The following is a 14,122-nucleotide window of genomic DNA, read 5'->3' as shown; positions in this document are numbered from 1 at the left end:
TGAGTATAGCAGGTGCCCGCTGGGCCGCAGGCGCGGGAGTCACTTTGGCCGCGCCACCAGCGCCCCCGCTATCAGCAACCCCGCCCCCAGCGCGAACCCCAACCCCAGCGACTCGCCCAGCAGCGCCCACCCCAGCAAAGCCCCTACCGCGGGCTGGGCGAAGAAGGCGATGCCGCTGAGCACCGAGCCCGCTCGAGCCACCGCGTACACCCACAGCGTGAAGGCCACCGCCGTGGAGACAATACCCAGGTAGAGCACCCCGGCCACGATCCCCGCGGTGATCTCCCCCACCGGCTGGCGGGCCAGCTCCCCCGGAACTAAAGGCAGCAGGGCCAGGCCCCCCACCAGGCTGGCCCAGGCCGAGACCAGCGCCGGGTCGTAGCGGCGCACGGTCTGGCCGCCGATGAGGCCCAGGATGCCCCAGGTCAGGGCAGCCAGCAGCAGCCACAGAATGCCCGGCAAGTTGGCCTCCCCACTGCCGGAGAGCGCCCAGACCCCCAGCAGGGCAATGCCCAAGCCCATCCAGGCCCTGGCCGTGACCCGCTCGAGGCCCAGCAGCGAGGCCAGGGCCACCGTGACCAACGGCGAGGCAGTCGTGATCAGCGAGCCCAGCGCGGCCCCGGCCAGGGCAGTGCCGATGAACTGCGCGGTGATGGAGAGGGCATAGCCCACCAGCCCCATCGCCAGCACCCGCCCCCACAGCACGCGGGGCAGCCGCCAGTCGCGGCCTAGCAGGCGCAGATACAAAAGCATCGCCACGAAGGCGATCGCCATGCGAATGGCTACCAGGGTAATGGGCGGGATGACCTCCAGCACCACCTTCGAGACCACGTACATCCCGCCCCAGATCGCCGAGGCCAGCACCCCGGCCACGAATCCTCGCTGCACGTCGCTCATAAGCTCCCAAGAGTCTAACCGGGGATTGCGACTGAGGGGCATGTGTCTCCAGCCCGAACGTGCTACCTTAACTCGGTTATGGCAGACGAAACCACCACCCAACCCCAAGGCGGCTTGCAGCGCCAGTACGAGGAAAAGCAGACCCGCCGCATGGTCGAGCTCGACCCCGCCGGCCTCATCAGCCGCAAAGCCCCCGACCAGGCCAAGCGACAGTTCCTCAACTATAGCTTCTACAAGCTCGAGCCCGCCTTCCGCCGCCTGAGCAAGGAGGAGCGCGAGGCGGCCAAGGCCGAGTTCGCCCACGTGTGCCGCTGCTGGGCCGAGCGCGGCGATGGCTTCATCCTGCGCACCTACAGCCTGGTAGGGCTGCGGGCCGACGTGGACTTCATGCTCTGGCGCATTTCCTTCGACGTGCGCGACTTCCAAGCCATGCAGCGCGAGCTCAACCGGACCGTCCTGGGCGGCTACCTGACCCAGCCCTACTCCCTTTTGTCCATGCAAAAGCGCTCGATCTACGTCGACCGCTTCAACCCCGAAGGGGAGGGCGTTCACCTCAAACCCGGCGAGGGCAACTACCTCTTCGTCTACCCCTTCGTCAAGACCCGCGCCTGGTACAACCTCTCCCCCCAGGCCCGCCAGGGCATGATGGACGAGCACATCTACGTCTCTGCGCCCTTCACCGGCGTCACGCTCAACACCAGCTACTCCTACGGCATCGACGACCAGGAATTCGTCGTAGCCTTCGACTCCAACTACCCCCAGGAGTTCGTAGACCTCGTCCAGCGCCTGCGCTTTACCGAGGCCAGCCTCTACACCCTGCGCGACACGCCGATGTTCACCTGCGTGAAGAAGGACATCCTCGAGGTGATGGAAGATTTGGCCTGAGAATGTCGAACGCCTGACGCCCTTTGGGGGCAAGGGAGGATATCCACGAGCCTCCAGTCTTCGACTTTCGGCGCCTCCTGGCTATTGGCATCTCTCACGGACGACCTCAAAAGGACCCAACGATGAACGTACTCCTGATGGCCTACGGCACGCCCTACCGGCGCAGTGAGATCGAAGCCTACTACACCGACATCCGTCGGGGCCGTCCCCCTACGAAGGAGTTGCTGGAGGAACTCGAGGAGCGCTACGAGCTCATCGGGCGCAGTCCCCTCAACGAGATCACCTACGCCCAGGCGGTGCGGCTCGAGGCCGCGCTCAACGCGACGCTGCCCCTATTCGCCCAGCCCCTCGGCTCTTCGCCCGGAGCGCGGGTGCGCGGCCCGGCGCGGGTTTACCACGGCACCAAGCACTGGCACCCCTTCATCAAGGAAGCGGTGCAGGCCATGGCCGAGGACGGCGTAAAGCGGGCGGTGGGCATCGTGGCCGCTCCGCACTACTCCTCCCGCAGCATCGCCGAGTACCAGGAGAAGGTGGAGCAGGCCCTCGAGGAGCTGGGGCGGCCCTTCGAGATGCGCTACGTGGAGGACTATTACGATCACCCCGGCTACGTGCAGGCCATCGCCACGCGGGTGGGCGAGCAGTTGTGGCGGCTGGCGGACCCAGAGCAGGCCCTCTTCCTCTTCACCGCCCACTCCATCCCCGAGCGGGCCGCGCAGGACGGGCGCTACCAGGGCCAGATCCGGACCACCGCCGAGCTGGTGGCGCAGCGGCTGGGCCTGCGAAACTGGGACACTGCCTGGCAGTCGGCAGGGCGCACCCCCGAGCCCTGGATCGGTCCTGACATCAATGAGCGGCTCGAGCAGGCCGCCGGGCAGGGCTACAAGGAGGTGGTGGTGACGGCAGTGGGCTTCCCCAGCGACCACCTCGAGGTCTACTACGACCTCGACTACGAAGCCCACAACACCGCTCGGCGCCTGGGCCTGCGCCTGCTGCGCACCCGCAGCCTCAACGCCGACCCCGACTACATCGAGGTGCTGCGCGACGTGGTGAGCCGGCGATGGGCGGAGTTCCGATGAGCCGCCTGGTGATCGTCGGGGGCGGGATGGCCGGGCTGGCCGCGGCTTACCATGCCCACCGGGCCGACCCCAGCTTGCAGGTCAGCCTGCTCGAGGCCGCCGAGCGGCTGGGGGGCAAGGTCAGCACCGTGGCCGAGGAGGGTTTCGTGCTCGAGGGCGGCCCCGACGCGGTGGTGCGCTACAAGCCCTGGGCCCTGGCCCTGATGAAGGAGCTGGGGCTGGAGGGGCAGGTCGTGGGCACCCTCCCCGCCCAGCCCTCGGCCCTGATCCACGACGGGGAGCGGGCCTTGCCTATCCCCGCTGGGCTGCAGATGGTGGTGCCGGGCGATCTCAAGGCCCTCGCCCTCACGCCCCTGCTCTCCCCCTTCGGCAAGGCCCGGGCCTTGCTGGATTTGCTGCTGCCCAGGGGTCAGGCAGGGGACGAGCCTTTCGGGGCCTTCATCCAGCGCCGCCTGGGGCGGCAGGTCTGGGAGCGGCTGGCGGCACCCCTCTCAGGGGGCATCTACGGCGGCGACCCCTACTCCCTCTCCACCCTGGCGGCCTTTCCCCAGCTCAAGGCCCTCGAGCAGGAGCACGGCAGCCTGGTGCGCGGGGCGCTCAAACAGCGCAGCCAGCGGGGAAGCCGGGAGGCGGGCCAGCTCTTCGCCTCGCTGGAGGGCGGCTTGGGGCAGTGGGTTCGGGCGCTAGAACACAAGCTCACCGGCGTGACGGTGCGGCTGGGCACCGCCGCGACCGCGCTCGAGCGCCGGGGCGAGAGCTGGCGCATCCACACCCCGGAGGGCTGGCTCGAGGCCGACGCCGTGATCCTGGCGACCCCGGCCAGCGTCAGCGCCCGCCTGCTGGAACCCCTTCACCCCTCCGCGGCTGGAGCCCTGCGGCAGATCCCCTACGGCGACTCGGCCACGGTCTCGCTGGCCTTCCCCCTCGAGGGCCTGCCCCCCCGAGTGGGCCACGGGATGCTGATAGCGACAGGCCGGAATTTCGCGGTGCGGGGCTTCACCTGGACCGACCAGAAGTGGAAAGGCCGCGCCCCGGAGGGCTATGGGCTGGTGCGAGCCTACTTCTCGGGGGTCAGGGCCGACGAGGCCGAGCTGGTCCGACTGGCCCTGGCCGACCTGCAACGGCTGTGGGGCAAGGTGCCTCCGCCCGAGCGCAGCTGGGTCTTCCGCTGGCAGGAGGGCCTGCCGCACTACACCCTGGGGCACCAGCAGCGCGTGGCGGCGGCGATGGAGGCCGAATCCCTGCCGGGGCTCTTCCTGGCCGGGGCCGCCTACTTCGGGGTGGGTCTGCCCGAGGTGGTGCGGATGGGCCAGGAGAAAGCGGCTCGAGCCGTGGAATTCCTGAGAGCGGTTCCCACGAATACCCCACACGGACAATCAGGCCGTGTGGGGTAAAACACCCGCCGGGATCGGCGGGTGTTTGTGGGCAACGCGACGAGGTAGCTGTCGGCTATCGCAAGAAGTCCTTTGCATCAGCTCTGCCAGGCTCGAGGCTGATAGGCGCAGCGCGGGTCGGAGCCCAGGTAATCGCCGGTCTCGGCCCAAGCCCTCGCGCGGCTCCCCCCGCAAAGCTGTTTGTACTCACAGATCCCGCACTTGCCCCGTAGCAGGCTCTTGTCGCGCAAGTTGGTGAAGAGCGGGCTGCTCTGGTAGATCTCCCGCAGCGGGCGCTGCCGGATGTTTCCGCCCGACTCGGCCAGGAAACCCGAGGGGTAGACCTCGCCGGTGGCCGAGACGAACACGAAGCCGTTGCCGTCGGAGAGGTGGACCCCGCGCCCGTGCCCTACCAAGGCCTGGTCCTCCACGCCCTCGGCCTTGCGCCGCTGCATGACCACCCGTCGGAAGTGCGGTCCCTCGGTGGTGCGGATTTTGATCCCCTGGTCGCGGCTGGCCTCGTAGAGCCAGTGCATGACCTGCTCGTACTCCTCGGGCGATAGCTGGCTGAGCAAGGCCCCGCGCCCGACGGGAACCAGGAAAAACACCTCCCAGGTGGCGACGCCCTTTTCACGGATGATCCGGGCGATGCCGGAGAGTTCGGCCTGGGTGAGGCGGGTGACGGTGGTGTTGATCTGGGTGGGCAGGCCCACTTCGCGGGCCCACTCGAGCGCCTCCATGGCCCGCTGAAAGGTTCCGGGCACCCCCCTGAAGCCGTCGTGGGTCTGGGGGCTGGCCCCATCCAGCGAGAGGGCCATCTGGTGGACCCCCAGCGCCTTGAAACGCTCGACGACCTCTTTGGTCAGCAGCGGGGTGACCGCCGGGGTGATCCCCACGGTGAGCCCGAGTTCCCGGGCCCTCTCCAGCAGCACGAACAGGTCGGGCCGGCGCAGGGGGTCGCCCCCGGTGGGGAGCAGGATGGGCTTGGGGGTGTAGGTGGCCAGCTCTTCCAGCAGCCGCAGGCCCTCCTCGGTGCTGAGCTCGCCCGGCAGCGGGTCGGGCTCGGCAGAGGCGCGGCAGTGCTTGCAGGCCAGCAAGCAAGCGTGGGTCATCTCCCAGGCCACCAGAAAAGGGTAACGGCTAAAGTCAGGACGCACGTTTGCATGATCGGGGAGTCTCTTTAGACAGATGTCCCGGCCCCACCCCCAGGCTGGGGGTGTTCCCCGAATGGCGGCAGGGCGAGCTACTCCTCGACCCGCAGGGCCTTTTGAATGCTCAGCAGGGCTTCGACGATGCGGGGGTCGAACTGCCTGCCGCTTTGCCTGCGGATTTCTTCCAGGGCTTCTTCGACGGGCCAGGCCTGTTTGTAGGGCCGCCGGCTGGTGAGGGCGTCAAAGACGTCCACCACCGACACGATGCGGGCCTCGAGGGGGATGGCTTCTCCACACAGCCCATCGGGATAGCCCGAGCCGTCCCAGCGCTCGTGGTGCGAGCGGGCGATGCGCTCGGCTACCCGCAGCATCTCGGTGCGCCCACCGGCCAGGAGCCCTGAACCGATGAGGGTATGGGTCTTGACGATCTCGAACTCCTCGGGCGTGAGCTTGCCCGGTTTCTTGAGGATCAGGTCGGAGATGCCGATCTTGCCCACGTCGTGCAGCGGAGCGGTGTGGTGGATCATGTCCACAGTGGCGAACTCCAGCCCTAAAGCCTCGGCCAGCCGGGCGGCGTTGGCTGCTACGCGCTTGACGTGCTCGCCGGTCTCGTCGTCGCGGTATTCGGCGGCCCTGGCCAGCCGCTCGAGCACCTCCAGCCGGGCGGCGTCGAGCTCCTGGGTGCGCTCGCGCACAACCTCCGAGAGCAGGGTGTTTTCTCCCTGCAAGGCCAGGTACAGGCGGCGGGTCTCGAGGTGGTTCTTCACCCGCAGCAACACCTCCAGGGCATCCAGGGGCTTGGTCAGGAAATCCCTGGCTCCCAGCGAGAGGGCTCTGTGCTTGGCCTCCGGGGTGGCATCGGCGGTGAGCACCACCTTGGGCACCACGTCGCCGCCGAGTTCAAGGCGCCTGAGCTGCTCGAGCACCTCGAAACCATCGAGGTGGGGCATGTGCAAATCCAGCAGGATCAGGTCGGGCCGGTGCTGAATGTAGAGCTCGACGACCTCCCGGGGGTCTTGGGTGCTGATGAGCCGCAGCCCCTCGTCCTTGCGCAACAGGCGCTCGAGGAAGACGACGTTGGCGGGCTCATCATCGACCACCAGAACGGTCATGGGCTCAGGCTTCATACACACCTCCGAAAACGCTGCTCAATACCTGATGGAATCGTTCGATGTCCAGGGGCTTGGCCAGGAAATCCACCGCGCCGCGGGCCAGCACCCCCTGCACCTGCTGGGGCGAGGCGTCCGCACTGACCACCACTACAGGGATGCCCAGTACCTGGGGATCGGCTTTCAGCCGCGAGAGCACCTCCTGGCCGGCGATATCGGGCAGGTGCAGGTCGAGGAGGACCAGGTCGGGCTTCAGCGAGCGGGCCAGCTCAAGGCCCAGCCGCCCCTGCATGGCCGAGATCAGATGCACGTTAGGCCAGCGGGCCAGCAACCGCTCCACCAGGCGCAGGTTGGAGAGGTTGTCCTCGATGTACAGCAGGGTCCGGATTTCACCCTCCGGCAGAACCAGCGGCTTTGGCAGGGGCTCGAGCGGCCACTCCTCGCTCACAGGCTGCGCCTGGGCCAGGGGCAGCTCGAGCCAGAAGGTTGTACCCACCCCCACCTCGCTCTCGACTCCCAGTGTACCCCCCATGGCCTCGGCCAGGCGCCGGGAGAGCGCCAGCCCCAGCCCCGTGCCCTCCACCCCGCTGGCTTCGGCCCCCAGGCGGTTGAAGGGCTCGAACAGCCGCTCCAGCTTCTCGCTGGCGATACCCATGCCGCTGTCGCTGATGCTCAGGCGCAGCCACTCACCGGAGTGCGGCTGGCACGACAGGCGCACCCAGCCCCCCTCACGGTTGTACTTGATGGCGTTGGAGAGCAGGTTCAAGAGGATCTGCTTCAGGCGCTGGCGGTCGGCCAGGACGAACTGCCCCCCTTCGAGGCCGTCGGTTTGCAGGGCGATGTGGCGCTGCTGGGCCAGAGGGCGCAGCAGGTCCAGGCATTCGCGCACCACCCCGCACAAGGGCACGCTCTCGATGGACAGCGAAATCCGCCCGGCCTCGATGCGGGTGATGTCGAGCACCTCGTTGACCAGCTCGAGCAGGTGGTGGCCCGCCCGCAGGATCTGCTCGACGCTCTCGGCCTGCTCGCGCTCGAGCGCTTCCATGTGCAGCAGTTGGGCGAAGCCTAAGATGGCGTTCAGGGGGGTGCGCAGCTCGTGGCTCATGCGCGAGAGGAACTCACTCTTGGCCCGGTTGGCCCGCTCGGCTTCCTCCTTCGCCGCCTGCAGGCTCGAGGCCGCCTGCACCTGCGCGGTGATGTCGCGCAGGGCCCACAGCCGCCCCAGCACCTCTCCCCCGGCCTGCTGCGCGCGGCTGAGCAGCTCCAGCACCCGCCCATCCTTCAGGCGCAGGGTGTCGCGCACCTCGGCCAGGGGGTCGGCCAGCAGGCCATAAGGATCGATCCCAAAGGGAGGCGGCTGGGCGAGGCGGGAGAGGAAAAACTCCGAGCGCTGGGCAACATCCCCGTTCAACACCTCCTCGTCGAGGCCCCACATCTCCAGGAAGCGCCGGTTGTAGACCTGGGCCCGGCCCTGGAGGTCGAGCACGACCAGCCCCTCCTCCACCGACTCGAGGGTGGTGCGCAGGAGGGCCATAGCCTCCTCGTGGGCCCGCTCGGCCCGTTTGCGCTCGGAGAGGTCGAGCACGGTGACGATGAAGTGCTCATCCCCCGCCAGCTCGATGCGCGAAAGCGCCATCAGCACCGGCACTCGGTGGCCATCCTTGTGGAAATACTCCTTCTCGTAGATGACCGAAGCCCTTTCCCGGCGCACCTGCTCGGTCTTCTGCCAGTCGACGGGCAGCCACTCGGGCGGGGTGATCTCCGTCCAGCGGATGCGGCCTTGCTCGAACTCCTCGCGCGTATAGCCCAGCATCTGCACGTAGGCCTGGTTGACGTAGCTGATCCCGCCCTCGGCGTCGCTGAGCACCACCCCGGCCACGTTGGCCTCGGCCAGCAGGCGGAAACGGGTCTCGCTGCTTTGCAGAGCGGCCTCGATGCGCTTGCGCTCGGTGATATCGACGGAGATCCCGCCCAGGCCATAGATCTCACCCGTGTGGCTGCGCAGGGGAAACTTGATGGAGCTGAAGGTCCGGCTGAGGTCGGATTCCTCGAACTCGATGGGCTGGCCGAGGCGCAGCACCTCGCGGTCGTGCTCGCGGAAGGTACGGGCGATGTCTGGGGGGAAGATCTCGAGGTCGGTCTTACCCACGATCTCCTGTCGCGAGCGCCCGTCTATGGTCTCGTAGGCGCGGTTGACCATCAGGTAGCGCCCCTCGGTATCCTTGAGGAAGACCATGAGCGGGGCGTACTCGAGGATGTCGTGCAACAGGGCGCGCTCCTTGCGCAGGGCTTCTTCGGCCTCCTTGCGGTCGTTGATGTCGATGCTCACGCCCACCAGCCGGTTGCGGATGACCTGGGCCCGCACCGAACGCCAGCTGGATTGGCCGGCGAAGTCGAGCACCCGGAATTCCATCTCGGTGGGCTCCTTAGTGGCGAAGGCCTGGTTCCAGGCGGCCAGAACCTTTTCCCGGTCGTCGGGGTGGATCTGCTCGAGGATCTCCAGCAGGCTCGAGGGGCGCTCGTCGGCGATGGTTCCCCGGCGGAAGAACCGGTCGGTCTGGGAGTCGAGGCGGGCCTGCTCCTGGGAGAGCTCGGCCTCGAACAGCCAGAGCTTTCCCGCCTGCAAGGCCACCCTCAGGCGCTCCTGCTCCGCCTGGATGAGTTCCTTGGCTTGCCGCAGCGCATCGGCGAGCTGGCCGAGTTCATCCTGGCTGGGCTGGTGGGGCAGCAGTTCCTGGTCCTGGGCGATGCGCAGGGCATTCTGCTGCAGCACCCGCACCCGCCGCACGATGCCCCGGCTCAACAGTTGGGCCGCCCAGATGCCCGTGAGCACCCCCAAAAGCAACGAGGCCAGCAGCACGAAATAGCTCCGCCGGTGTTCGCCCTCGGCCTGGGCTAGGCTCAGGGCGATTTCCCGACCCATGACCTGGCGGTACGCCGTGGTCTCGACGCGCAGGGCCTCGAGCAGCTCCTGCTGCCGCTGGGTCAGGGCGGCGAGTTGCTGGCTATCCGGGCGAAGGTCGCCGATGGAGGCACTCAGGAGTTCGTAGAGCTGTGCGCTGAGCGCCTGGAGTTTCTGGATGTGGCGCTGGCTGCCCCCTTCCCCCCCGAGCTCGGCCAAGCGCCGGAGGTGCCGCTGGGCCCGCTCCCACCCTTGCGAATACTGCCGGAGGAGGCTCTCGTCCTGGGTGAGCCAGTACCCCCGCACCATCCCAGCAGTCTGCTCGAGCCCCAGCTGGAAGCCGTCGAGGGCCTGATTCACCTCGTAGTCCCGCTTCACCAGAAGCCAGGTCCGCGCTTCGGCCTGCTGCGCAGCGAAGAATGCCAACACGCCCCCCAAAAGCATTGCAACCGGCAATATCACGACCAGGGCAGCTTTTCCGCTTAGCGGCAAATTCAGCCAAAGACGATTTGCGTTATGTAAGAACCGCTTGTGGACCACTGCCCTTCACGAGGTCACTATACAAACGCTTTACAGCTTGGTCGGGTTACATTAGTCATCCCCCGACCAGGTGCGTGGGTCAGCAGCATTAACCCTCCGACCCAGCCCGGCTTCCGGCGAAGCGAGCGATCTGTCCCGCCCCGTAGACTAGATTCATGCTGTACAGCCGTGAAAAACTTCAGCAACTCGAGGCCGCCACCCTGGCCCCCTATGCCTGCACCTCGGCGCACAGCCGGGGGCGCGAGTTCGCGGAGGGCGAATCGGCCTTCCGCACGCCTTTCCAGAAGGACCGCGACCGGGTGATCCACACCACCGCCTTCCGGCGGTTGGAGTACAAGACCCAGGTCTTCGTCAACTACGAGGGGGACTACTACCGCACGCGCCTGACCCACAGCCTCGAGGTCGCCCAGGTCGCCCGCTCCATCGCCCGGGCCCTGGGGCTCAACGAAGACCTCGCCGAGACCATCGCCCTGGCCCACGACCTCGGCCACCCCCCCTTCGGCCACGCGGGTGAGCGGGTCTTGAACGAGCTGATGCACGATCACGGCGGCTTCGACCACAACCGCCAGTCGCTGCGCATCGTGACCTACCTCGAGGAGCGCTACCCCGGCTTCAGGGGCCTCAACCTGACCTGGGAGACCCGTGAGGGCCTCATGAAGCACGAGACCCTCTACGACACCCCCCAAGAGGGCGTGCGCCTCGAACGCAGGCCCAGCCTCGAGGCCCAGGTCGTGAACCTAGCCGATGAGATCGCCTATAACGCCCACGACCTCGACGACGGGCTGCGCTCGGGCCTGCTGCAACCGGCCCAGCTCGGCGAGGTGAGGCTCCTGGCCGAGCTGGCCGAGGAGTTGGGCTTCAGGCTCGAGAGCTTGAGCGAGTTCCAGCGCCGCGTCTTCATCCGCGAACTGCTGGGCCTGATCATCACCGACTGCGTCAAGGCCACCCACGAGGCCCTGGAAAAGCACGCCATCACCAGCCTCGAGGCCGTGCGAGCCCACCCCTCGCTGCTGGCGTGCTACTCCGAGCACCTCAGGCCCCGCCTGGCCGAGTTGCGCCGCTTCCTCTTCGCCAACCTCTACCGTCACTACTACGTCGTGCGCCAGGTGAGCAAGTCAAAGCTGGTGCTCGAGCGACTCTTCGAGAGCTACACCCGCCAGCCCGACCTGCTGCCGCCGGGCGTGCGAAAAGCGCAGGATAGCCAAGGCCTGCACCGGGCGGTGTGCGACTACCTGGCCGGAATGACCGACCGCTATGCCCTCGACGAGTACGCCAAGCTCTTCGAGCCTTACGGGCGGTGATCCTCATCGCCCGCCCTTTGGAGGGGCAGGCCCTCCTGCTTGCTTCAAGTTCGGCACACTTTGGCTTTTGGGCTATCGGCTATCGACCTTCCTCAAGCCCTAGCCACCGCCGGGGTCTTGGAGCGGGCCTTGGCTTTGGTCTTCTCGCGCTTGGCCTTGGCCCGCTGCTCCAGGCCCTTCAGGCCGCCCACCAGGGAGCGGTCGAGGGCCTCGTCGAGGTTCTCGACGAAGTGGAACACCATGTTGTGGCGCAAGTAGGCCGGGATATCGGAGAGATCGGGCTGATTCTTCTTGGGCAGGATCACCTCACGAATCCCCGCCCGACGCGCACCCAGCACCTTCTCCCTAACCCCCCCAATGGGCAGAACCCGCCCGGTGAGGGTGATCTCGCCGGTCATGGCCACGTCGTTGCGCACTGGAATTTCGGTCAGGGCCGAGACCACGGCGCTGGTGATGGCGATGCCCGCCGATGGGCCCTCCTTGGGCACCGCGCCCGCCGGGACGTGCAGGTGCAGGTCGGTCTTGTCGAACTTCTCGAGCGGAATCCCGAAGCGGCTGGCGTTCCGCTTGGCGTAGGTCAGCGCCGCGCGGGCCGATTCTTTCATGACCTCGCCCAGTTGCCCGGTGATGATCAGGCCCCCCTTGCCCGGTGTCGCGGAGACCTCCACGAACATGATGTCCCCTCCCACCGGGGTGTAGTACATGCCCGTCGCCACGCCCACCTGGGGTTCGCGGGCCTCAGCTTCGGGCAGGAAGCGGGCCGGGCCCAGGTACTTCTCCAGGTCGTGCTCGATGATGCGCACGCGCTTCTTGCCCGACTCCAGCAGGTTGCGCGCCGCCTTGCGCAGCACCGCCCCGATCTCGCGCTCGAGGTTGCGCACCCCCGCCTCGCGGGTGTAGGAGTTGATCAGCCGTGACAAGGCCGCATCGGTGAAGACCACCTGGCTCTCCTTCAGCCCGTTTTCCATGATCTGGCGCGGCAGCAGGTAGCGCTTGGCGATCTCGAGCTTCTCCTGCTCGATGTAGCTGGTGAACTCGATGAGCTCCATGCGGTCCATCAAGGGCCCTGGAATGTTGTCGGGGAAGTTGGCCGTGCAGATGAACAGCACCTCGCTCATGTCGAAGGGCACGCCCAGGTAGTGGTCGGTGAATTCCTTGTTCTGGGCCGGGTCCAACAGCTCCAGCAGCGCCGCCGCAGGGTCGCCCTGGTAGGAGGCTCCGAGCTTATCGACCTCGTCGAGCAAGAAGACCGGGTTCTTGCTGCCCGCCTGGCGCAGGCCCTGGATGATGCGCCCCGGCATGGCCCCGATGTAGGTGCGGCGGTGGCCCCGGATGTCCGACTCGTCGCGTGCGCCCCCCAGGCTGATGCGGTGGTACTTGCGGCCCAGCGCCCGGGCGATGGACTTGGCGATGGAGGTCTTGCCCACGCCAGGAGGCCCCACGAAAAGCAGGATGGGCCCCTTGCTGACCTCCTCCTCCTTCAGCTCGCCCTTGCGTACGCGCTCGAGCTTGAGCTTGCGCACCGCCAAGTACTCCAGCACGCGGTCCTTGACCTTCTCCAGGCCGTAGTGCTCCTCGTCGAGGATCCTGGCGGCCTCGGCGAGGTCGATCTGGTCGGTGGTGCGGGTGTTCCAGGGCAACGAGACGATCCAGTCGAGGTAGGTGCGCACCACGCTGGCCTCGGCGGAGTCGGGGTGCATGCGGGCGAAGCGGTTGAGTTCGCGCTCGACCTCGCCCTTGACGGCCTCGGGCAAGCTCAAAGCCTCGATCTTCTCGCGGAACTCCTCGACCTCCTGATCGCCCTCCTCGCCGTGCAGCTCACGCTGGATGGCCTTCATCTGCTCGCGCAGGAAGTACTCGCGCTGGTTGCGGTCGATCTCCTCCTTAACCTGCTGCTGAATGCGGCGCTGGGTCTCCATGAGCTCGATCTCGGCGTCCAGCAGCACCAGCACGCGCTTGAGGCGCTCGGCGGCGGAGGCGATCTCCAGGAGCTTCTGCTTGTCCTCGAGCTTGAAGTCGACGTGGAAGGCGATGTAGTCGGCGAGCTGGGAGGGGTCCTCGAGGTTGAGCACGAACTGGGCGGTCTCCGGGGAGAGGTATTTGCCCTCCTTGAGCACCGTCTCGAAGCGGGCCTTGACCTCGCGGAAGAGCGCCTTGAGCTCGACTTCCTTGTCCTGCGACTCAGGAATGGGCTCGACGCTGGCCTCGAGGTAGCCCTTGCGCTGCTCGTAAGCCTTCACCCGCACGCGGGCGAAGGCCTGCACCAGCATCTGCACCGAGCCGTCGGAGTTCTTGCGCATGCGCAAGATGTTGCAGGCCGTGCCCACCATGTACATGTCCTCGGGTCCGGGCTCCTCGATCTCCTTGTCGCGCTGTGAGGCGATGAGGATGATCTTGTCGCGAGCCAGCGCCTCGTCGATAGCCCGGATGGAAACGGGCCGTCCGGCCTCGATGGGCATGACCATGGTGGGGTAGATGACCGAGCCGCGCACCGGGCAGACCGGCAGGGTTTCAGGGATGGGGATATTGGAGCTGGATTCGCTCATTACAGTCACCTGGTTCGATGTTGCAGGGCTAAAGGCCAGAACTGCCGAAGTGGAGTATAAGTGCTAAGCGCAGTCTAGCGCTTTTAGAGCGGGGATTGGTGACCTAGTACCATAAAGTCTTAGCATGAACTATGAGCATGGTATTGTCAAGTTTACTGCCTCTGACGTTTCAATGCGGTGCGTCTTTAACCTGTTGCGCTTGGCAGCGCCGGGGCCGGTTGCCTTATGCTGGACCCAATGCGACGCATCTGGATGTGGCTGCTGGTGCTGCTCACCGTGTTCGGGGTCTTTCCCCTGCTCTCCCAGGCTGATGCCCAGCGCAGCGGCGGGGGCGTGGGGGGC

At 67.0% G+C, this 14,122-nt stretch carries 9 protein-coding genes; 4 read left to right on the top strand and 5 right to left on the bottom strand.

The window, feature by feature from the left end; translation table 11 throughout:
* Positions 1-39: 39 nt before the first annotated feature.
* Entirely contained in the window at positions 40-897 is an 858-nt protein-coding gene (locus Mrose_RS00045; protein WP_119275393.1) for a DMT family transporter, read from the bottom strand.
* Positions 898-975: 78 nt separating this feature from the next.
* Here Mrose_RS00045 and Mrose_RS00040 point away from each other — a divergent pair, with 78 nt between their 5' ends.
* The 3 genes from Mrose_RS00040 to hemG all read left to right on the top strand — a co-directional run bounded on the left by Mrose_RS00040 (position 976) and on the right by hemG (position 4,252).
* Positions 976-1,782: a chlorite dismutase family protein gene (locus tag Mrose_RS00040; RefSeq protein ID WP_119275392.1), complete on the top strand. Its 807-nt coding sequence runs from the start codon at positions 976-978 to the stop codon at positions 1,780-1,782.
* A gap of 122 nt (positions 1,783-1,904) precedes the next feature.
* On the top strand, positions 1,905-2,858 hold the full coding sequence (gene hemH / locus Mrose_RS00035; RefSeq protein ID WP_119275391.1) for a ferrochelatase: 954 nt from the start codon (positions 1,905-1,907) through the stop codon (positions 2,856-2,858).
* Positions 2,855-4,252, top strand: coding sequence for a protoporphyrinogen oxidase (gene hemG / locus Mrose_RS00030; RefSeq protein WP_119275390.1), 1,398 nt, complete (start codon positions 2,855-2,857; stop codon positions 4,250-4,252). Before hemH ends, hemG begins: the two co-directional genes overlap by 4 nt.
* A gap of 77 nt (positions 4,253-4,329) precedes the next feature.
* Here the strand turns inward: hemG and Mrose_RS00025 are convergent, their stop codons facing one another.
* The 3 genes from Mrose_RS00025 to Mrose_RS00015 all read right to left on the bottom strand — a co-directional run bounded on the left by Mrose_RS00025 (position 4,330) and on the right by Mrose_RS00015 (position 9,822).
* Complete coding sequence (locus Mrose_RS00025) at positions 4,330-5,388, bottom strand: TIGR04053 family radical SAM/SPASM domain-containing protein (protein ID WP_119275389.1); 1,059 nt, start codon at positions 5,386-5,388, stop codon at positions 4,330-4,332.
* An 86-nt stretch (positions 5,389-5,474) separates the two neighbouring features.
* Positions 5,475-6,509 carry an HD-GYP domain-containing protein gene (locus tag Mrose_RS00020; RefSeq protein ID WP_119275388.1) on the bottom strand — a complete coding sequence of 345 codons (1,035 nt, stop codon included), beginning with the start codon at positions 6,507-6,509 and terminating at the stop codon, positions 5,475-5,477.
* Positions 6,499-9,822 carry a PAS domain S-box protein gene (locus Mrose_RS00015; protein WP_182482606.1) on the bottom strand — a complete coding sequence of 1,108 codons (3,324 nt, stop codon included), beginning with the start codon at positions 9,820-9,822 and terminating at the stop codon, positions 6,499-6,501. The genes Mrose_RS00020 and Mrose_RS00015 overlap by 11 nt, the downstream gene beginning before the upstream one ends.
* A gap of 266 nt (positions 9,823-10,088) precedes the next feature.
* Here Mrose_RS00015 and Mrose_RS00010 point away from each other — a divergent pair, with 266 nt between their 5' ends.
* Positions 10,089-11,234 carry a deoxyguanosinetriphosphate triphosphohydrolase gene (locus tag Mrose_RS00010; protein WP_119275386.1) on the top strand — a complete coding sequence of 382 codons (1,146 nt, stop codon included), beginning with the start codon at positions 10,089-10,091 and terminating at the stop codon, positions 11,232-11,234.
* 92 nt (positions 11,235-11,326) lie between these two features.
* On the opposite strand, the gene lon is transcribed toward Mrose_RS00010, so the two are convergent.
* The gene (lon, locus tag Mrose_RS00005; protein WP_119275385.1) at positions 11,327-13,780 is read right to left on the bottom strand and encodes an endopeptidase La; all 2,454 of its coding nucleotides are present in this window, start codon (positions 13,778-13,780) and stop codon (positions 11,327-11,329) included.
* Positions 13,781-14,122 lie beyond the last annotated feature (342 nt).

Origin of the sequence: Calidithermus roseus (assembly GCF_003574095.1) — a bacterium.
GTDB classification, from domain to species: Bacteria; Deinococcota; Deinococci; order Deinococcales; family Thermaceae; genus Calidithermus; species Calidithermus roseus.
This window is presented reverse-complemented; position numbering and strand designations above follow the sequence as displayed.